At 65.7% G+C, this 21,309-nt stretch carries 12 protein-coding genes and 1 pseudogene; 10 read left to right on the top strand and 3 right to left on the bottom strand.

Annotation, left to right across the window (positions count from 1 at the left end; all coding sequences use genetic code 11):
• Positions 1 to 167: 167 nt before the first annotated feature.
• The 4 genes from NZH93_RS18020 (at position 168) to NZH93_RS18010 (ending at position 10,690) form a co-directional block, all read left to right on the top strand.
• A complete protein-coding gene (locus tag NZH93_RS18020) occupies positions 168 to 6,530 on the top strand; it encodes a type I polyketide synthase (protein ID WP_259624260.1) in 6,363 nt (2,120 codons plus the stop codon).
• Between the two features lie 27 nt (positions 6,531 to 6,557).
• Positions 6,558 to 7,712 carry an SDR family oxidoreductase gene (locus NZH93_RS18015; protein ID WP_259624259.1) on the top strand — a complete coding sequence of 385 codons (1,155 nt, stop codon included), beginning with the start codon at positions 6,558 to 6,560 and terminating at the stop codon, positions 7,710 to 7,712.
• Between the two features lie 12 nt (positions 7,713 to 7,724).
• Positions 7,725 to 8,636 carry an ACP S-malonyltransferase gene (locus NZH93_RS51250; RefSeq protein WP_372506668.1) on the top strand — a complete coding sequence of 304 codons (912 nt, stop codon included), beginning with the start codon at positions 7,725 to 7,727 and terminating at the stop codon, positions 8,634 to 8,636.
• Between the two features lie 1,178 nt (positions 8,637 to 9,814).
• Positions 9,815 to 10,690 (top strand): phosphatase PAP2 family protein, encoded by an 876-nt coding sequence (locus NZH93_RS18010; protein ID WP_259624258.1) that lies wholly within the window; start codon positions 9,815 to 9,817, stop codon positions 10,688 to 10,690.
• 7 nt (positions 10,691 to 10,697) lie between these two features.
• On the opposite strand, the pseudogene NZH93_RS18005 reads toward NZH93_RS18010, so the two are convergent.
• A pseudogene (locus NZH93_RS18005) lies at positions 10,698 to 10,916 on the bottom strand (transposase); the annotation flags it as partial.
• A gap of 347 nt (positions 10,917 to 11,263) precedes the next feature.
• On the opposite strand from NZH93_RS18005, the gene NZH93_RS18000 reads away from it, so the two are divergent.
• A complete protein-coding gene (locus NZH93_RS18000) occupies positions 11,264 to 11,818 on the top strand; it encodes a hypothetical protein (RefSeq protein WP_259624257.1) in 555 nt (184 codons plus the stop codon).
• Positions 11,819 to 11,938: 120 nt separating this feature from the next.
• On the opposite strand, the gene NZH93_RS17995 is transcribed toward NZH93_RS18000, so the two are convergent.
• Both NZH93_RS17995 and NZH93_RS17990 read right to left on the bottom strand, forming a co-directional pair.
• A complete protein-coding gene (locus tag NZH93_RS17995) occupies positions 11,939 to 12,415 on the bottom strand; it encodes a hypothetical protein (RefSeq protein WP_259624256.1) in 477 nt (158 codons plus the stop codon).
• A 488-nt stretch (positions 12,416 to 12,903) separates the two neighbouring features.
• Positions 12,904 to 14,244: a cytochrome P450 gene (locus NZH93_RS17990; RefSeq protein ID WP_259624255.1), complete on the bottom strand. Its 1,341-nt coding sequence runs from the start codon at positions 14,242 to 14,244 to the stop codon at positions 12,904 to 12,906.
• A gap of 645 nt (positions 14,245 to 14,889) precedes the next feature.
• Here NZH93_RS17990 and NZH93_RS17985 point away from each other — a divergent pair.
• The 5 genes from NZH93_RS17985 to NZH93_RS17965 are packed head-to-tail and all read left to right on the top strand — an operon-like array spanning position 14,890 to position 21,302.
• The gene (locus tag NZH93_RS17985) at positions 14,890 to 16,170 is read left to right on the top strand and encodes a class I SAM-dependent methyltransferase (RefSeq protein ID WP_259624254.1); all 1,281 of its coding nucleotides are present in this window, start codon (positions 14,890 to 14,892) and stop codon (positions 16,168 to 16,170) included.
• The gene (locus NZH93_RS17980) at positions 16,167 to 17,423 is read left to right on the top strand and encodes an NAD(P)/FAD-dependent oxidoreductase (protein ID WP_259624253.1); all 1,257 of its coding nucleotides are present in this window, start codon (positions 16,167 to 16,169) and stop codon (positions 17,421 to 17,423) included. The genes NZH93_RS17985 and NZH93_RS17980 overlap by 4 nt, the downstream gene beginning before the upstream one ends.
• Positions 17,420 to 18,136, top strand: a complete 717-nt coding sequence (locus NZH93_RS17975; RefSeq protein WP_259624252.1) for a DUF1365 domain-containing protein — start codon at positions 17,420 to 17,422, stop codon at positions 18,134 to 18,136. Before NZH93_RS17980 ends, NZH93_RS17975 begins: the two co-directional genes overlap by 4 nt.
• Positions 18,133 to 19,392, top strand: coding sequence for an SAM-dependent methyltransferase (locus NZH93_RS17970; protein ID WP_259624251.1), 1,260 nt, complete (start codon positions 18,133 to 18,135; stop codon positions 19,390 to 19,392). Before NZH93_RS17975 ends, NZH93_RS17970 begins: the two co-directional genes overlap by 4 nt.
• Positions 19,389 to 21,302 (top strand): FAD-dependent oxidoreductase, encoded by a 1,914-nt coding sequence (locus NZH93_RS17965; RefSeq protein ID WP_259624250.1) that lies wholly within the window; start codon positions 19,389 to 19,391, stop codon positions 21,300 to 21,302. Before NZH93_RS17970 ends, NZH93_RS17965 begins: the two co-directional genes overlap by 4 nt.
• Positions 21,303 to 21,309 lie beyond the last annotated feature (7 nt).

The raw sequence follows: 21,309 nt of genomic DNA, 5'->3' as shown, positions 1-21,309 counted from the left end.
GGCCTCTAAAAGCCATCCTCTGCCCTGAACGCGGGGCTCGCCTGATCCGGACTGTCAGCACGTGCACCACGGATCGCGGGTGCGCCCGGTGATGCGACGTCACCCTCCGCCACGCATGAGCCCACGAGTCGTCCCCAACCGAGGCAGGAACCATGTCCATACCCGCGATGCCTGAATCGACGCAGCCGGCCGCCCAGCAAACGCCCCTGTCCGACGACCCGGTGGTGATCGTGGGGATGGCCTGCCACCTGCCGGGAGACGTGCACTCACCTGAAGATCTGTGGGAACTGGTGCTCGCAGAGCGCGACGTCATCGGCCCGGTGCCGACCGATCGGAACTGGGACCTGGACAAGATCTATGATCCCGAGGGCCGTGCCGGCACGCTGTATCTGCGTGAAGGAGGGTTCCTACCTGACGCTGCGATGTTCGACGCGGACTTCTTCGGAATCGGGCCGCGTAACGCCGCTGGCACCCACCCGCAACAACGACTGCTGCTTCAGACCGCGTGGGAGGCTTTGGAGCGGTCGAGAATCGATCCGACTTCGCTGAAGTCATCGGTGACCGGAGTGTTCGTGGGGGCTTTCCACCAGGACTACGGGCTGCGCGTCGGGGAATGGGAGCCCAGTGCCGAGGGTCTGGATGAACCGCCCAGTTTGACCGGTGGGCTCACGTCGGGGATCAGTGGTCGCTTTTCCTTCTTCCTCGACCTGAAGGGCCCGTCCATCACTGTCGACACAGCCTGTTCCTCCTCGCTGACGGCAGTACACCTGACGGCGGAATCGCTGAGGGCCGGAGAGTGCTCATTGGCACTCGCGGGCGGTGTCACGGTATTGGCAGAACCCGGATATCTCGTCGACTTCTGTCGTCATGGCGGACTGGCGCACGATGGTCGTACCAAGGCGTTCTCCGCGGACGCCGACGGGTTCGGCCCCGGCGAAGGCGTCGGCGTGCTCGTCATGGCTCGCGCCTCGCATGCCCGGCGACTCGGAGCGCCGGTGCTGGCGATACTTCGCGGATCGGCGGTGAACCAGGACGGCACCAGCAACGTCTTCTCGGCACCGCATGGGCCCGCACAAGAGTCCGTGATTCGCCAGACGCTCGCCTCGTGCGGGCTGGCCAGCAGCGATGTCGATCTGATCGAAGCGCACGGGACCGGCACCAGGGTCGGCGATCCGACCGAGGCGACGGCATTGCTCAACACCTATGGCCAGGGCCGCTCAGCCGACCGTCCGATCTACCTGGGATCGGTGAAATCCAATATCGGGCATGCCCTGGCGGCGGCGGGCGTCGCCGGGATCATCAAGAGCGTTATGGCGGTCCGGCACGGTGTGATGCCTCGGTCCCTGCACCTGGATCAGCCGTCCACTGCGGTGGACTGGTCATCAGGGCATCTGCGGCTGTTGACCGAGCGCAGACCCTGGCCAACCGTGAACCGGCCGAGGCGGGCGGGCGTCCTGTCCTACGGGGTCACCGGCTCGAACGCACACGCGATCATCGAACAGGTGCCCGATAGCGCTGACGGAGGCGAGCACCGACCTGGAGGTGAACACAGCTTGCCCTGGGTGCTGTCGGGCCGCACCCCTCAGGCGCTGAAGGGCCAAGCGGAGCGTCTGCTGGATCGGCTGCGTGAGAACCCCGACGCCCACCCCTCGGATGTCGGGCTGTCGCTGGCGACCACGCGGGCCCGGTTCGTCCACCGCGGTATCACGATGGGCAAGGACTCGAACACGCTCATCGGCGGACTGCGGGCGATCGCCAACGGAGACCCGGCCCCGCAGGCGGTCAGTGCCCAGGCGCTGAGTTCGCCCAAGACGGTGTTCGTCTTCCCCGGACAGGGCTCCCAGTGGCCGCAAATGGCAGTCGGCCTCCTCAAGGACTCGCCGGCCTTCGCGGCCCGTGCCAGAGAGTGCGCCGACGCACTCGACCCGCACACCGGATGGTCGCTGCTGGAAGTGCTGAAAGGCGAGCCCGGCGCCCCGAGTCTGGACCGCGACGAAATAGTTCAACCCGTACTGTTCGCGATGCTGGTCTGCCTGGCAGGCCTGTGGCGCGATCACGGAGTGATCCCGGACGCGGTCGTCGGCCACTCCCAAGGCGAGATCGCGGCGGCCTGCGTAGCCGGGGCACTGTCACTGAACGATGCCGCAAGGCTTATCGCCCTGCGCGCCAAAGCGCTTCCCTCACTGGCAGGGCGTGGCGGAATGCTGGCCCTGGCCCTGCCCGCCCGTGCAGTGCCGAGGCGGATCGAGCCCTGGGGTCAGCGGTTGTCCCTCGCGGTCATCAACGGGCCCACCAGCACCGTCGTCTCCGGCGACACAGCGGCGCTGGAGGAATTGGCGGCCGGCTGCGAACGCGACGGGGTATGGGCACGGTCGATCGCGGTCGACTACGCATCCCACTCCTCGCACGTGGAGGACGTCCGCGAACAGTTCGTTCACGACCTGGCCTTTCTCACCGCGCAGCCCGCGACGATTCCGTTCTACTCCACCGTGACCGCCGCGCTCGCCGCAGGCCCTGACGGAGAGGACACCCCGCTCGACGCCGACTACTGGTATCGCAACCTGCGGCAAACCGTCCGCTTTGAGGACACCGTCCGGCTTCTCCTCGCTGATGGGCACCAGACGTTCATCGAGATCAGCCCACATCCAGTCCTGCGAACCGGTACGCAGGAGACGATCGAGGACACCGGCGCCCACGCAGCCGTCCTGGCCACCCTGCGTCGCGACGAGGGCGGCCACGACGGCATGTTGACCGCTCTGGCAGCCGCGCACGTCCATGGCGTCGAGGTCGACTGGACACCACTGTTCACCGGCGCTCGCCAGATCGACCTTCCGACCTACGCCTTCCAACGTGATCGGTACTGGATCAACGCGCGTGCAGGGGGAACCACCGACCTCGCATCTGCCGGTCTCGCCGACGGCGAGCATCCGATCCTCACCTCCCAGATCGAGGTCGCGGCCTCCGACAGCCTCCTGCTGACCGGTCGGCTCTCGCATCGGACCCATTCTTGGATAGCCGACCACACCGTCAAGGGAACGGTCCTGCTGCCGGGCACCGCGTTCCTGGACATGGCCCTGCACGCGGCCGCACGCCTGGACTGCGACCAGGTCGAGGAACTCATCCTTGAAATGCCCCTTGCCCTGTCCGCCAAGAGGGAGGTCACCGTTCAGGTCTCGGTCGGCGAGCCCGACCATCATGGCCGCCGTGACCTGGCGATCCACTCGCGTACCGACGAAGCAGACTGGGTGCGCAACGCAACTGGCACAGTGTCCCTCAGTACCGATGAGGTTGCCGACGACGCTGGACTCAGCCATTGGCCACCGGTTGGCGCGAAGGCCGTCGAGGTCTCCGGCCTGTACTCGACGGCCGCCGCCCTGGGATATGCCTACGGTTCCAGCTTCAGGAACGTGCGGGCGGCCTGGCGCTGCGGCTCCGACATCTTCGCCGAGATCACCCTCGACGCCGATGCCGCCCGTGATGCGAGAGATTTCGGTATCCACCCCGCGCTGTTCGACTCCGCCCTCCACCCCTGGCTCATCGTGGATGACGAAGAGCCCGATGACGCGGACGCAACAACCCAGCAGATGCGGCTGCCCTTCGCGTGGAGAGGTGTGAAGCTGCACGCCACCGGAGCAACCAACCTTCGCGTGCGGCTGGCCCTGAACGGTACCCGCAGCATGGCCGTCCACCTCGCCGATCACAGCGGTGCTCCGGTCCTTGAAGCGGCGGAGCTCGCCCTGCGCCCGATCTCCTCCGAACGGCTGCGGCGCGCTACTCGGACGGTAGGGACCGAGGCATTGTGGCGCCTGGATTGGAAAATCGGATCTCCTGTCGTCGCGCCCCCTGTCGGCGGCCACGGAACGTGGGCGCTCATCGATACCGATGACGCAGTGCACCGTGCCTTGACCGCCGCGGGCCTATCGACTCGCACCTACCCCGATCTGACCGTCCTCGCCGCACAGGTCGTGGCCGGAACGCCCCTGCCCTCGACCGTTGTGATCAGTTACGCAGCCGAAGCCCCTACAGCCCTCAAGTTGTCCCAGGTGAGCTCGAGCGTCGTCCGCCATGCGCTGCACCGCGCACTGGAAGTGGTGCAGCAATGGCTGGGAGAGCAGGCCTTCGCATCCTCCAAGCTGGTGGTGCTCACCCGCGAAGCGGTGGCATTGCGGGCAGGCCAGGACGTACACGACCCAGTCCACGCACCGGTGTGGGGACTGATCAGGACGGCGCAGACCGAGAACCCCGGGCAGTTCGTCCTCATCGACACCGACGGCAGCGACGCCTCCTGTGCAGCCCTGCCTCAGGCGATCGCCAGCGGAGAACCCGAGCAGGCCCTTCGCAACGGTCAGTCCCACCTGCCCCGTTTCGCTCCGATCACCAGCAGCGAAGCTTTGAGAATTCCTGTCGACACGCACGCCTGGCGGTTGGACACCGGTGTCTCCGGTTCCCTGGAAGATCTGACGCTGCTGGCCTCACCCGAATCAGAGGCGCCACTACAACGCGGTCAGGTCCGTGTCGCCATCCACCGCGCGGGGATGAACTTCCGCGACGTGCTCAAGGCACTGAACATGGTCGGACTGCCCAGCGACGCCATACCGGGCATCGACGGCGCGGGCGTGGTGACCGAGGTCGGTGAGGGTGTCGCCGCCTTTTCACGCGGCGACCGCGTCGCGGGCCTGTCGCTCGACCACACCACCTTCGCCACATCGGCGACGATCGACGCGCGGCTGCTGGTCACCGTCCCTGATCGGTGGAGCCTCACCGATGCCGCCGCATTCCCGACCGCCTTCGGAACCGCCTACCTCGGTCTGGTCGATCTCGCCGACCTCCAGCCCGGTCAACGGATCCTGATCCATGCCGGAACGGGAGGCGTCGGCATCGCGGCGATCCAGCTCGCCGCCTACCTGGGCGCCGAAGTCTTCGCCACTGCCAGCACTACAAAATGGCAGACACTCCGCAACCTCGGCCTCGATGACGCTCACATCGCCAATTCCCGCACCCTGGACTTCGAGAAGGCCTTCCGTGCGGTCGTGGGTGACAACGGCATCGATGTGGTGCTGAATTGCCTGGCAGGAGAATTCGTCGACGCCTCCTTGCGCTTGTTGAAACCCGGTGGCCGATTCCTGGAAATGGGCAAAACCGACATTCGCCAGCCCGACACGGTGGCATCCGACCATCAGGTCCACTACCGGGCCTTTGACTTCCGCGACACCAGCCCAGGCCGGGTCCACGAAATCTTCACCACCCTGCTCGAACTCTTCGAACAGGACGCCCTGGTGCCATTGCCGACCACGGTCTGGGACATCCGCCGCGCACCCGAGGCGTTCCGCCACTTCCGCGACGCCAGACATATCGGCAAGAACATCCTGTCAATCCCGCAGCAGGCTGACCTGGAAGGCACCTTCCTGATCACCGGCGGCACCGGAACACTCGGTGCCGCACTGGCCCGGCACCTGGTCTCCACCGGTCAAGCCCGCCACCTGCTGCTGACCAGCCGCCACGGCCTCGACGCCCCAGGAGCCGAGGAACTCCACCGAGACCTGACCGACCTAGGCGCCACCGTCACCATCGCCGCCAATGACATCACAGACCGCAGAACTCTGGCGGAACTGCTGGCGCGGATCCCCGCCCACCACCCATTGACCGCGGTCATCCACACCGCCGGTGTCCTGGACGACGCCATCATCACCGCGCTCACCCCCCGCCAACTCGACCATACGATGCGTCCCAAAGTCGACGGCGCAGTCAACCTGCACGACCTGACCCTCGGCATGCCGCTGGCCCGTTTCGTGCTCTACTCCTCGATGGCCGGCCAGATCGGCGGAGCAGGCCAAGCCGGCTACGCCGCAGGCAACGTCTTCCTCGACGCGCTGGCCCACCACCGCCGGGCCGAAGGGCTGCCGGCTCAGTCGATCGCTTGGGGCCTGTGGGAAGAGGCCAGCTTGATGACTGGGCATCTCAGTGACACTGACATGATTCGCCTGAGCCGGTTCGGCCGCCGTCTGAGCACACCCGATGGCATGGCCCTGTTCGACACCGCCGAGGCATTCGACGACGCGCTCATCGCCGCTGCCCCTCTGCCCCCCACGGCGCTTCAGGAGACGGCGGCGTCCGGGCCCTTGCCGGTGCTGTTCCGCAACCTGGTACGCTGTGCGGTCCGACGTACCGCAGCCTCCGGGCAAAGCGCTGTCATCGCTCCGCCTGCGCTCGATTTGGCCGGTCTCAGCGTGGGCCAGCGCCGCCGTCTTCTGCTCGATGTGGTCTGCGGCCATGCAGCGGCCGTGCTGGGCTACTCCTCGCCCGATCTCGTCGATCCCCACCGGCCCTTCCGCGAGGCAGGATTCGATTCGCTGTCCTCCGTGGAGCTCCGCAACAAGATCAATCTCGATGTCGGGGTGCGCCTGGCCACCACCACGACCTACGACCACCCGACCCCGGCGGCCCTGGCGGCTGAGATCAGCAGGATCCTCGGCGAACCCGATGAAGGGGAAGAACCCGAGGCCCCACCGGCCGCAGGCGGCCGACAGTGAAGACCTCAGCCCCGAAAAGGGAGTGAAATGGCCGTACTTGTCACTGGAGCCACCGGCTCCCTCGGCGGCTGGCTCTGCGCCGAACTGCTCAGATCCACCCAGGCCACGGTCCGCTGCCTCGTTCGGGCAGGCAGCCAAGAGGACGCTGATCAGCGGCTGGCTGCACGCATGCAGATCTTCTCTCCACCGTCTGGGCGGCTGATCGCCCTGCTCGCCGACATCCGGAGGCCAGATCTCGGTCTGCGCCCCGCGGAACGCGATCGGCTCGCCGAGGACAGCGACCGGATCATCCACTGCGCGGCTCACGTCAACCTGGCCGCCGACTACGACCAACTTGTCCACACAAACGTCGGCGGCACCCAGAACATGATCGACTTCGCTCAGCGCAGGGTGGCGCTTACCGGAGAACCGGCCGACCTGCACTACATCTCAACCACGGCCGTATTCCTCAACCATCACGCCGCCGGCCTTTCCCACGCTGACGAGTCCTCCGTCCCCACCCTGGCGACCGCCGGTTCTCTCGGCTATCCCCGTAGCAAGGTCCTCGCCGAGACCATGCTCCGCCAGGCCGCCGATCGCGGCATCATCCGGCTGACCATCCATCGGCCTGGCCTCGTCACCGCCGATCACGCGACCGGCCGAACTTCGGCAACCTCCGACCTGCTCGTCCCGGTCCTGCGCGCCTGCGTCGCCTTGGGGGCGATACCGACCAGTGCCGCCGAAGCCAGCGGTGTCGACTGCATCGACAGCGTTGCGCGAGGAATCATCCATCTCGCGCTGGTGGCCGACTCCGTCGACCGGGTCTTCCATCACATCCAACCCGCGCCCTTCAAGATCATGGACGCCTTGCAGGCCCTGAGCAGGGCCGGATACCGGCTGAAGCCGACGCCTAACGACCAGTGGTGGGGTCAAGTCCAAGGCAACCTCGACAACCCTGCTGTGCGGCCGATCGGCATAATGAGCGAGATTGCTCGTTACCTCCTATACGCAGATGTCGACCACCCACCTCCCAGTTACCGTGCCGACTTCACCACAGCGGCATTAACAGCTGTGGGCATTGCCAGGCCATCTCTCGACGCGCCTTTTCTCGACCGCTTGATAAAAGGCCTTCAAGAAGCCCGTGTTCTACCATCTCTGGCTCGACACGCCGCTTCGGCTCGAACACATGGCGCGACCGGATAGGAGGAACTGGATTTGTCTCGCTCATTCGTCCATCGATCAAGTGTCGCCGCCCTCTTTCCTGGACAGGGAAGCCACGGCCCCGCCATGGGAGTGAGCTGGCGGAACCACGAGGCGTGGAGTTTGGTCGAACAAGCCGAAGCGATCTCAGGACATCAATTGCAGCAACTTCTCCTGGATCCGCAGCTATACCCCCGTCAGCCACCGCAGACCCACCTCGCCGTCGTCACATGCTCCCTCATGGCCTGGTCTGCCCTGACCTCGCACCTCAGTCCCGCCGTGGTCGCCGGCCATTCCCTCGGCCTTATCTCGGCGCTGCATGCGGCCGGTGCGTTACCTGCATCGGAGGCACTGCGTATCGTCTGCCTACGTGCAGAAATCACCCGGAAGGCGATACGTTCGACGGCTGGCGGCATGGCCGCTCTCCTGGCTCCGCTCGATGTTGCCCATGCTAGCTGCGCCGGTGAGCAATGCTGGGTCGCTAATGATAATAGCCCTGTACAGAGTGTCCTTTCCGGCAGCGCTTCGGGACTGCAGGCCGCGATACAAAGAGCGTGGCGACTCGACGCATGGGACGTTATCCCTCTCGATATCGAAGGTCCTTACCATACTCCGCTCATGCGGCAAGCGGCCGCTGAATTCGCAGAACAGCTAAAAGAGGTCGATTTTCGTCCAACGCATTTACCGGTAATGCACAATGCGCACCTTTATCCTGCGGGGGAAGACGCCCCTTGGGGACATTTGCTCGCCGATGACCTGCAGTGCCCTGTTCTCTGGAGAGAAAACCAGCTACACCTCGCGTCAAACGGAATCGACACTGTCATGGAGGTAGGATATGGCGACATTCTCATCGGCCTGGCTCGACGGACCTTGCCCAGAGTGACTCTGATTAGCGCTGATTCTCCCGAGATCACACGAATTTCGTAGGAAATTGCCTGGTTAAGGGCTGTCCGTATCGGACTCGTCGCCGCAACCCGTGGTCATTCCGGTGGCGATCGAGGCGTAAGACCGCCGAGTCCCAGTACCTGCTTCCGAGCTGGGGTGGGCAAGGGGCTTTGGTGCAGGTATGGGGAACTCCTGGTAGATCGGACGGTGTTTATGCGCCGTTCCACCAGGAGTTCCGTTGCTATCGTGCCCGATCCCCGCAGGTGGTGTCACACGGTTCAGCTGTGTTGTCGCATCCGGATCAGCAGTGAACGTGGGAACCACCCCGGCGGTCGCCGACCCGCACCGCAGCCGGTGGTGTGGTGGGAAGGCTCGTCGTCAGCCGATGCCGCCGGGGTGGGACGGAGGACCTGTAGTAGTCCCCGTTCTTCCTCATGGTCGCGTGGGAACGGGTGCGGGGTACCAAAGGCGCACGCACCGGCGGGGGCGACGGGATCGCTCCGCGGTCTGTCGGCTTCGGCGCCGGGAAACTGCTGTCGCGCTTACGAGCGCAACTCAAGGCCGAGTGGTTCGTTCCCCAGCGAATGCGGGAGAAAACAATTCCGAAGACGTCGGGCAAAATCGGGCGTCTCGGGATCCCGATGACCGCCGACCGGGTCGTGCAGGCCGTGCTGAAGTTTGTGCTCGAGCCGATCTTCGAGGCGGACTTCCAGCCATGTTCCCATGGTTTCCGTCCGAGGCGTCGGGGTCCAGGACGCGATCGCCGAGGTCCATTACCTCGCCTGGCCGACTCGGAACTACGAGTGGATGTTCGAGGCCGATGCTGCGGCTGGTACCGGTAGCGGCGGTGCTGACCGGGCACCTACCCAGCGGCGGGTTCCAGGGTGGGCGTGGTGGCAGTTCGCCGGGGTGAGAGCTCGTCATGTCGTGGCGCACGATCCGCATCCGCATTCTTGTGGATATAGTTCGTTCGGGCGCAGAATCGCGCACCAGTGTTCGATGACCTGGCGTGATACTCCAGTTCGGTCAACAGTTCCAGCGCCGTCGCCGGGTCACCACCGACCAGCCGGACGGAAGCCTGGAAACGACCCGGTGTTCATCACCCGGCCAGGTGGTGTCCGCCGCCGGAGGAGCGGTCCGGCCGCGGACACCGGAAACTCGTCGTCATGTTGCTGAATGCCCTTCCCGTGCCAGCCCCGGTACCGGCACGGCGCTGGATCGTGCTCGCGATCGCCGGCTTCGCCGTCGCCGCGCTGATCTACGTACTGGCCGTGTGGACGATCACGGGCCAGTCGCTGGAGAACGCGGCGCTGCGGGGGGCCGACCAGGTGGACCGGAGCGAGTCCGACAACGCCTGGCGGGCACTGGGACAGATCACCGTCTACTCGTTGGCCGTGGCCTCCGTTGTGGTGGCGCTGGTCGGCGTCCTGCGCAGGCGGTGGGACTTGGCGGTCGCCGCGGTCGGTGTCATCGTCGGCGGGCAACTCGTCGTGCAGGTGCTCAAGCGGTTCGTGCTCGTCCGGCCACACCTCGTGGAGGTCACCGGGGACTATGCGGGCAACAGCCTGCCCAGCGGACACACCACGATCGCGATGACGGTGCTGTTCGCCGCGCTGATCGTCACACCGTACCGGTGGCGCGGCGTGGTGCTCTTCTTCCTGCTGCCATGGGCCGTCGGCATCGGGCAGTACACGCTCACGGCGAAGTGGCACCGGCTCAGCGACACGCTCGCGGCGGAAGCGATCGCCATGGCGATGGCAGCGCTGGCGTCTTGGTGGCTGGCCCGCCGAGGAACGCTGCACCGGTACACCGGACAGCGAAAGGTCGGTCGTACCGTCCTCGTGGTGTTCTGGACACTCTCCGGCGTACTTGCCCTGGCGCTGGGTGCGATCCTCTGGGGCGCACCACTGCTTCGCGAGGAGCCTGTTGCGACCACCGGGGAGTACGACTGGGTGATCTACCTGGGGGCCACGTCGTTCGCGTCAGCCGGGTCGGTCATCACGGCGTTGGTGTTCCTCGTGCACTGGCGACGGGTCGACACCATTCCCGCGGCCTCGGACCTCATCACCGAGTCGCACGCACTGGCAGCCTCGTAGAGCTAGGTAGATCGTGGATCTTTTTCCAGCGTTTGCGAGTGGTCTGTTCGTGCACGCCGCGTGGGCGAGGCAGGTTGACGGTGGCCCAGCATCCGGCGTGCGCGCGGACATCGAGCAGAACCTTGTCGCAGAGATTCCGCCACAGGTGCCATTGGTCACTGACCTGCACCGCGTCGGGCAGGGCGCGACGGACAGCCTCGGCGTAGGTGGCTGAGCCGTCGCGGCAGGTGCCGCTCGAAAAACACCTTGGGCTCCCAGGTGTGGTTAGGCGTGAGCTGGAGAAATGGTGCTGTGGCCGGCTGGACGTCGTTCGGCGGGCGAAGGCCGGGGCCGGTGTCGTGTCCGGGGTTAGTTGTCGGTGTTCGTAGGTATTTGCCAGGCGGTGAGGCGACTTCGCGTCGAGTCGAAGTCGGCAGGTCCGGGCCGCACGGCGGTGCCGACGAACGGCCCGGCGTTTGTGTGTAGTCGGCCGTTTGGTCCTGTCATGCTGCGTCTGAATGGAGTCACCATTGGCGCCTGGTGTGTGCTCGCGCTCACACGGGGTGCCGAGTACTACCCGGAAGGAGAACGATGATGATCAAGTCACTACGCACCGCCGCGGCCGTGCTGACGACGGCCGTCTCCGCCCTCGCGCTAACTGCGCTGGGCCCGACCGGGACGGCATCGGCCGTGGTGCAGGACGTCACCTGTACCCCGCCCAGCAGCAACACGGCCACCTACAACCCGCCGCTGACCATGACCCCGCGAGACGGCACCCTCACTGGCACGGCGCAGTATGGGCCGTGCGTGTCGGTGAGCAACCCGGCCATCACTTCCGGCTCTTCAGGCGGCACCACCACCGTATCGGGGCGGACCTGTCTCGACTTGCTGCAGAGTGGGACCTCCGCCTTCACCATCACGTGGAACACCGGTCAGACCTCGACCATCTCCGCTAACCGCACCTCTACCATCGCGGGGGGCCTGCTGGTGGTCACCAATACCGGCACGGTCACCTCAGGGGTGTTCGCCGGCAGCACCGTCGTGCGAGTGATCACCAGTCCGGCCACTGACATAACGCTGTGCACCCTCGGACTGGGTACGGTCTCCAGTGTCTACTCCCTCATCACCCTGAAGATCATCTCGCTCTGAACCGCCGTCACCACGGCCGTCTCGTCATCGATCCCGAGGCCGGTCGGCGAGGACGAGATCGCGCAATCCGGTGAAGCCGCACCCGCCACGTAGGTCCGGACACTCCAGGTCAGCCACCGCTCAGACCTGCGTGACGGGAAGCGGTTCAGGGGCCCGCCCCATCGCCTTCGCGCAGAACGGACACGGGCTGGCCGCCGGGGTCTTGGCCATCGTCCCCGCCGGGTGGCTCCCGCTGCCGAATCCGCCAGGTAGGTTCGAACGACTCGGCCGCCGGGAGGTGCGCTCCGCCGACGTCGAGCGTGGAGTGCGACCAGGGTCGTCGCCGTCGAGCAGCAGCCAGGCTCGGACGCCGTGGGCGAAGCCGGGTGGCAGCGCGGCGCTGCGCCGCTCGATCCAGGCGTGCATCGGGTCGCCGCGATCGTCGTGGAGCAGGTCGAGGTCAGCCAGGGCCTCGACCAGGGGCTTGGCCGAGCACGACGGTGAAGACAGCTGCTGGACCCGCGAGTGGGCGATCGACGCGTCCGTGGGCTGCTGGTGCAACAGCTTGCGCAGCCGCGATCGCGGCGTCGCTCCAGCGGCGGGGCTCGCCGTAAGCACGGGCTCGGCGGCCTGATCAACGAGTGCGAACCTGCGGCAGTGTGATGCACAGGTCAGGCCTGTTGGGCCATGTTTTGGTACTTACAGGCAGCCAGCGCGACGGTGTCACCGCCGCAGTGGAGGCCTGCACCGAGATCTTGTTCCGCAGCAAGGAGGTGGACGTCCTGCAACCGGGACGAGGAATACCTGATGTGGTTCATCGCCGGTCTCATCGCGCCTCCTGCGAGTGTCGCCGCTACAACAGGTCGAAGGCTGGGCGGGAGTCAGGAGACAGCCGATTGAGCCCGGACAGCCGAGTTATGATGGCCCGCATGGAGTTGCGGTCGGCGACAGACCAGGCGAACCGTGTCGCGGGGCATTTCGGAACCTGATCCGGCTCGAACGCGATCGGATGCCCGGCCGCACCCAAGAGATCGATCTCGGTGGCCGAGTTGCCGATGGCGATCGTACTGTGCAAACCGGACGGCGCCGACCGGGCGGCGGGAGCTTCAGCGCTGGCAAATTTCCATGGGAAGGTTCATCGGAATTGCTGTTGTCCCCGCGGTGGTCCTTATCGCGTGTTGGGTGCTGTGCCTGAGTTTCCATGTGGAAGCGAGTGTCCCAAGGATGATAGCGGCTTCGATCAGGGCGAATTCGTCTCCGATGCATTTCCGGTTGCCTGCGCCGAAAGGCAGGTAGGTCGCATCGCGGGAACTTTGGGCAGAGTTGCGATCCCAGCGCGAGGGGATGAACCGGTCGGGTTCGGGATAAGTGGTGGAGTCGTGGTGTAGGGCGTGCATGTTGATCCACACCTGTGCGCCGGAAGGAATCGTGAAGCCGGCCAGTCGGGTGCCGATGGCAGCCTTCCGGGTGATGACCAGCAAAGTCGGGTGCAGCCGCAGCGTCTCGCGTATGACCGAAGTCAGCACCGGCAGCTGCGGCAGGTCCTCGTGGCGCACCACATTCGAGGGCACCAGAGCGTCAAGTTCAGCGTGCAGTTCGGCTTCGACGTGGGGGTTGGCCGCGAGCAGGTGGAACGCCCAGGAGAGGGTCGCGGCGGTCGTTTCGGTTCCGCCGACGATGAGCGTAACGATCTCGTCGTGGATTTGCTTGTCGGTCATCCTGTGCTGGGTCTGCTCGTCACGGGCTGCCAGCAGACTCGAGAGAATGTCACGCTGGTCCGTCCCAGAAGCACGGTAGGCGGCGATGACGCTGGTTGTCGCGGCCTTCAGCCGTTTCGTGGCGGATGAGATCCTGTTGTTGCGGGAGGTGGGGACCGCGCCGGGAATCGGTATGAGGCTGGTGATCCGGTGCTGCACGTCCTTGATCAGGGTGGGCAGGCACTGTCGGAACTCGTCAATCACGTGATCGCCAAGCCCGGTGGCGAACAGAGTGCGTCCGAGAATCTCAATGGCCATGTCGTACATTTGTTCATACACCCGTACCCGGTCACCAGGGCGCCATTCGCTGGCCTTGGCTTGCACCACGTCCCGCATCACCACGGAATACCTGGCCAGTCGTGCGCGATGAAACGCCGGCTGGAGCATTCTGCGCTGCACGAGATGAGCGGCGCCGCCGGGGGCGGTAGCCAGACCATGGCCGAAGTAGCGGGCGGCGATCTCGAACTGGGCACCCTTTACGTAGCTGCGCGCATCACCGACCAGGACCTGATGGGCAAGCTCGGGGCTGTTCACCACGTACACCGTGCGCCAGCCCACCCGGATCCTGACCATGTCGCCGGCCTCGGGTAACCGCCGCAGCAACGAGCCGGCATCATCGCGCAACTGCGCCAGATGACCAGAAACAAGGTGGCCGCCACCCAGCCTCGGCGATGAAGTCACAGCTGTCATCAAACTCCCGCCCTTCGCCCTCCATCGTTCTCCGAGAGCACGACAAAGTGACCGGAGTGTCGAGTTTTGATAATACATACATTCTCATCGCTCATATTTTGGGCTGCGCGTGACAGGTCGGCCGGTCCCAGCGAGATAAACACGGCTACCTCCGACCGCATCGCCATGTCAAGTGAACCTATTGGCACGGCTCCAGAGAAGTCATGTCATCGAGTAGTTTGTTGAATCTGTTGTACGGTTACCGGTTTCAGATCGACCACATCCCGACGTGGGAGGGCTCGTTGGGATCGAACCTGATGATCTGGCCTCGGATTGTCGGGGGGCGGTTGCGGGTATTGCCGCGCGGCGTTCAACGTTTTCAACACACCCACTCTTTTCGACGTCTTGCCACTGTCGGCCGTCAGAGCTTTGCTGGAGTGGTTCACTCGTGGGCTTCGTAGCTGTGCGGGCCCTGTTTTCGGGCGCCAGGATCGGCGTGAGAGCGAGTGACGCACTGTGGCCACGCTGCTGGTGTCGAACGGACAGGGGCGTCGTGGCAGGTCGAACAGGCGGGGTCGGCTGCGCTCACCCCGCGCGTCGAGCAGAGGACCAGGCAACGGCTCTGGAACGGGGCAGGGTCGCACAGTCGTGGCTTAGGGGAGCGACATGACTACGGCAATGAAAAATGGTCTGGCCGGACAATGCGAGAGAGTTCTCGTGAAGGCGCTGGGATCACCATTGCCGATCGGTTTGCGGATGTGGGACGGAAGCCACGCGGGGCCGTCCGACGCACCGATCCTGTCAGTGCGCTCGAACCGCGCCCTGCGACATCTGTTGTGGTGCCCCGGCGAGCTCGGCTTGGCCAGGGCGTACGTCATGGGAGAAATAGACGTCGACGGCGACTTCCGGCAAGCGCTGGGACAGTGCCGAAGGTTCGTTCGCTCACTTCGCGCGGCTGGCCGGGTGTCGTTGCCCCGGTTGTCGATGCTCGGTGCTCTGGCGCTGCGGCTCGGCGCGGTCGGGAGCCCGCCACCGGTTCCGGCCGAGGAAGCCAGGCTCACTGGACGGTTGCACTCGAGAAGACGTGACGGCGACGCGATCGCGCACCACTACGATCTCGGCAACGAGTTCTACCAGGCGATCCTGGATCCTTCCATGGCGTACTCGTGCGCCTGCTGGTCCTCGGGTACCCACCGGCTGGCCGACGCCCAGCGGGAGAAGCTCGACCTGGTCTGCCGGAAACTCGCCCTGGGCCCCGGGAAGCGGCTGCTGGACATCGGCTGCGGGTGGGGATCGCTCGTGCTGCACGCCGCCAGGAACTACGGGGTGCGGGCGACGGGTGTCACGATCTCAGCCCAGCAACACCAGTTCGTCCAGTCCCGGATCCGCGCGGACGTGATCGGTGACGCGGTGGATGTCCGGCTGCAGGACTACCGCGATGCGACTGGCGGGCCGTTCGACGCGGTCGCATCGATCGAAATGGGCGAGCACGTGGGCGAAGTGAACTACGCGCGCTACGCCGAGACGTTGCGAACATCGGTACGGCCGGGTGGTCGCGTGCTGATCCAGCAGATGTCTCGCGGTTCGGTGGCGCCTGGCGGGGGAGCGTTCATCAAGGCCTACATCGCTCCCGACATGTTCATGTGCCCGTTGCACCGCACGCTCGGCTACCTCGAGGATGCCGGTCTGGAGATCAGGGAAGTGGTGTCGCTGCGGGAACAGTACGTGCGCACGATCGACGCGTGGTCAACGCAGTTGGACGAGGTCTGGGACGACATCGTCCGCCGGCACGGCGTGCGCCAGGCCCGGATCTGGCGGCTCTATCTCGCCGGCAGCGCGCTGGCGTTCGAGGAGAACCGCATGAGTGTCCACCAGATCCTGGCGGTGCGACCGACCAGTGACGGACTCAGTGGGATGCCGATCGGTGACGGAGCGGCCGACCGATGAGGGAACGTGTGATCGTGATCGGCGCCGGGGTGTCCGGCCTGACAGCGGCATACCTCTTGCAGCGCAAGTACGACGTCGCGCTGTTCGACACGTTGCCCAGGTTGGGTGGGCACGCTCATACCCACGACATCGCAACATCAGATGCCACAACAGTACGGGTGGATACCGGTTTCATCGTCCACAACGAGAGAACCTATCCGCATTTGCTCAAGTTGTTCCGGGAACTGGGCGTTCGAACGCAGGACGCCGAGATGTCGATGAGCGTGCGGTGCCAGGGCTGCGGCCTCGAATACGCGGGCGGCAGACAACTCGCGGGTCTCTTCCCGTGCGTCGGCCAGGTGCTTCGGGCGAGGTATCTGCGGACGTTGATGGAAGTCGTCCGGTTCCACCGGTATGCCAAGAACCTGTTGTCCACAGGGGATGACGAGACCACTCTCGGTGCGTTCCTCGAAAGGGGCGGCTACTCCCGATACTTCGTGGACCACTTCGCTTTGCCGCTGGTCTCCGCGGTGTGGTCGGCGGACGAGCGGATCGGTCTGGACTACCCGGCCGGGTACCTGTTCAGGTTCCTGTACAACCATGGACTGCTCAGCATCACAGGTTCATCGCAGTGGAAGACCGTGGTCGGCGGCTCGCGCACCTATGTGGAGCGTATCGCCGACCGAGTTCCCACGGTGCACACCGCCACGCCCGTTCGCCTTGTGCGAAGGCACTTCGACGGTGTGGAGATCATCGACGCAGCCGGCGTCGTGCACACCGCCGACCGCGTCGTCATCGCCACCCATGCGGATGAAGCAGTCGCCCTGCTGGCCGACACGACCGTAGCCGAGAAGCAGGTGCTAGGCGCGTTCGACTACTCGGACAACAACACTTGGCTGCACACAGATCCGTCGTTGCTGCCGCGTGCCCGCGGCGCCAGAGCCTCGTGGAATTACCTCAAGCCCGCCTGTCGCAGCAACGGACGCGTGCTCGTCAGCTATCACATGAACCGGCTGATGCAGCTGAGCGAGCCACTCGACTACGTGGTCACGCTGAACGGGGACGGTCTGGTCGACCCGGCGACGGTGATCGGGAAGATGACTTACCGGCATCCGATCTACACACCGGAATCCGTTGCATCCCAGCGCAAGCTTGCCGGGTTGACCAGCTCGCAGGTCGCCTATGCGGGTGCCTACCACGGTTGGGGCTTCCACGAGGACGGATGTGCTTCCGGAGTCCGCGCTGCTGAGGCTTTCGGGGTGACGTGGTCATGACCGTTCCCGCGCTTTACGACGGCAGCGTGGTGCACGTGCGACGAGAACACCTGGCACGCGTCTTCCAGCACAGGTTGTACATGTGGTTGGTCGATCTGGACGAGTTGCCGTCGCTGCCGTGGTGGGTACGTCCATTCTCGGGATTCCGTGCCAGTGACCACACGGGACTTCCGGACCGCTCGATCCGGCAGAACATCGACGCGTGGCTGCTGACCCGAGGTGTCCGGCTGGACGGCGGACGGATTCTGATGTTGTCGTCGGCACGAGTGCTCGGCCATGTGTTCAACCCGCTGAGCATCTTCTGGTGCCACCGGGCGGATGGAGCACTCGAATGTGCGGTCGCCGAGGTGCACAACACGTATGGCGGGCGGCATCTCTACCTGGTGCGCCTGGATGATCTGGCGCGAGGTCGCGCAAAAAAGGAGTTCTACGTCTCTCCGTTCCTCCGGCTGGGCGGCGACTACCACATGCGGCTGCCCTTACCGGGCGAACGTCTGTCGTTGACCGTCTCATTGCACCAGCACGGGCGCACGACCTTCACGGCCGTGCTCACGGGCCGCCGCGTGCCCGCCGATCCGGGAACCGTGGCGCGGATGGGGTTAACACGCCCGCTCATTCCGCAGCGAGTGAGCCTCCTGATCCGATGGCACGGACTGGCGTTGTGGCTTCGAGGCTTACCCATCACGCCACGGCACAGAAGGAGGTCGTCATGACCACGTACCCGGCGGACAGCAGGGAGAGCTTGGCGCATCCCACGCGTTTGCCCGTTCGGGCGTGGATCGCGGAGCGCCTGTTCCGCTCGATGGCCGGCCCACTCGCGATCCGAGTGGTCTTTCCAGGGGGCGGCTGGATCGGCCGGGGCGGCCCGGATTCACCGGTGATGAGGATCGTCCGTCCGGCGGATCTCTTCCGCCGGATTGCCGCGCACGGGTCGATCGGGTTCGGTGAGGCGTACATGGCCGGTGACTGGACGACCACGGACCTGGTCGCCGTGCTGGCGGTCTTCACAGCGAGGCTGCGAAGGTCTGTCAATCCTCCGGCGCGTGCCCTTCGCCGGTGGATCGGTCCACACCGGCCACGCGGCGAGAGCAACACCGTCGCCGGTGCGAGGTCCAACATCCACCGGCACTACGACTTGTCCAACGAACTCTTCGAGGCCTTCCTGGACGAGTCGATGACCTACTCGTCCGCGTGGTTCGGACCGGACGACGATCTGCACGCCGCTCAGCTGCGGAAGATCGACGGCATCCTCGACTACGCCTGCGTGCGGCCGGGGAGCACTGTCCTGGAGATCGGAACCGGTTGGGGCTCGCTGGCGATCCGGGCCGCCGAGCGTGGGGCCCGTGTCACGACCATGACGATCTCGCAGGAACAGCACCTGCTGGCCCGGCAACGTGTCCGCGACGCCGGTGCCGCGGACAGCGTGCGACTGCTCTTGCAGGACTACCGGTCCGCGACCGGGTGCTATGACGCGGTCGTGTCGGTCGAGATGGTCGAGGCCGTCGGCGCCGAGTACTGGCCCGAGTACTTCCAGGCGCTCCATCGGCTGGTGCGGCCCGGCGGGCGGGTCGCTCTTCAGGCGATCACCATGCCGCACGACCGAATGCTGATCATGAAGGACACCTACACGTGGATCCAGAAGTACATCTTCCCCGGCGGGCAACTGCTGTCCCTGCGGGAGATCCACCGTCAGGCGACCCTGGCCGGACTGCGCGTCACCGCGGGCCGGAGCCTGGGCGGTGACTACGCGCGCACGTTGCGGGAATGGCGCCATCGGTTCACCGCCCAGGCAGACCGGGTCTCCGCCCTCGGCTTCGACGAGGCCTTCCGGCTGACCTGGGATTTCTACCTCGCTTACTCCGAAGGAGGTTTCCGGGTCGGTTATCTCGACGTCTGGCAGCTCCAACTGGAGCGACACCAGCGACTGACGCCGTATCGGCCCGATATGGCCGTTGGGGAGCGATCATGAAGATCTGTGTTGTCGGATCAGGCATTTCCGGACTCGCCGCCGCGCACTACCTGACGGACCACCCCGGTCATTCGGTGACGGTTCTCGAGGCCGCCAGCCAGTTCGGCGGACGGGCGAACGTCACACCGGACGGCGAGCACGGTCCCCGGATCTTCCTCGCGGACTACCATTATCTGCTCGGACTCTTGCGGGAGATCCCCGCCGGTGGGCGATCGGTACGGGACGCCCTGCGCAAGTGCCGCCGGTTCGCCGGCCGCAGCGACGGGACATGGGTGGAGATCGACCACATCCACGCATTCCTGGCGCGGACCCGCGGGCTTTCGGCACGGGACAGGTTCTCGATCGCCAAATCCGACTGGCACGCAAAGCTCGTCGCCAGGCGGAATGCCCAGTCGAGCAACATCTTCGGCTTGATCTGGAACCGGTCCGACGCGTCCCCGTACCGCGCGATGGCCAGTTCCCGGCGGGAGACGCGGTCCTACGCGCTGCCCGGATCGACCGAGGAGTTCCTGCTCGACCCGTGGATCGCGTTCCTGCGGTCCCGCGGTGTGCAACTGCGCAGCGGATGCCGTGTCAAGCTGGTCCGCCCACGGATAGACGACGTTCAGATCGTGACGAACTCGGGACAGGAACAGTTCGACGCGGTCATCTTCACCGGATTCGTGCACGACGCCTACGACCTCCTCGACCGATCGGGGATCGCGCGCCCGCTGGACTGCCGCAGACACACACATCGCAAGGCGTTCACCATCGATCTCGACCCGCGAGAAAAGGTGCTGGCGAGCGGTGACGTGCAGATCTACGCGGGGGCCGGGATCACCACCGTCGTCCAGCCGGACGAGAACCGGTGTGTGACGTTGGCCGCGATCCCGCGCTCCACGGGCAACGAGTTCGTCCTCGAGCACGTGCGCGGTCAGCTCGAACTGGCGCACGAACCGCGCCGGGTGCGTACGAGGACGAACTGGTTGCCTGGAGAAGCGGTCTTCACCGGCGAGTACGTCGATCCGCTCAGGATCGAGCAACCGCTCCAGCACCGGGTGTACTTCGCGGGCAGCTACACCGACAACAGCTACCCACTGGACTCCGCGGAGGGTGCTTGCCGGTCCGCGTACTACGCCGTGGCACGGCTGGCGAAAGACCATGACGGCGTCACTCTGCGTTCAGGCCTCGGGCTTCCGTCCGCAGTCCAAGTCCGCCGTGCGTCACCGTCGCCGCGGGCTCATCCGAACGCGCCGGCCCACACCCGGCTGGACAGCGCTCTGCGTGCGATGGTGAGCCAGGCCGCGGTCAGGCTGGTGCCGCTGGTGTCCGATGTCGTCTTCGAGGAGATGAGTGGTTGCTCCTGGCCACTGGCCCAGGCGGCGGTCTACGTGGCCAACCACCGGTCGGTCTTCGACGTTCTCGCGGGCGTCCTGGCGTTTCGCCACTTGCGGGTGTCACCACGCCTTGTCGTCGCGCGGAAGTACTTCGACAAGGGTGTGTCCGCCAAGATCTTGTACGCGATCGGCGCGTTGCCGGCGTTGCGCGGATCGGACGCCACCGTGAACGCCGGAATCGCGGCGATCCGTGCCGGAGACTCCGTCGCGATCATGCCGGAGGGCAGGATCACCGCTGTCGACGACGTTCCCGGGGCAGGGTACGGGCGTGGGGCGGCGATGATGGCCATCGAAACGGGTGCGCCCATCGTGCCCATCGGGTCCAGCGGCACGCACCTGGTGTGGAAGAACTCGCGGCCGTGGCCACTCGTCAACCGCGACCGCCCACGGGTGACCATCGTCATCGGGCGGCCGATCGACCCGACTGGCCTGTCCTGTCAGGAGCTGACAGACCGGATCCGCCAGGCCGTCTGTGAACTCGAAGTCCATGCGGAGCGCGGTGTTCCAGCCGGACCGCACGTGGCCACCGCATGATCACCAC

The sequence above is a fragment of the Umezawaea endophytica genome (assembly GCF_025061645.1).
Lineage (GTDB): Bacteria > Actinomycetota > Actinomycetes > Mycobacteriales > Pseudonocardiaceae > Umezawaea > Umezawaea endophytica.
This window is presented reverse-complemented; position numbering and strand designations above follow the sequence as displayed.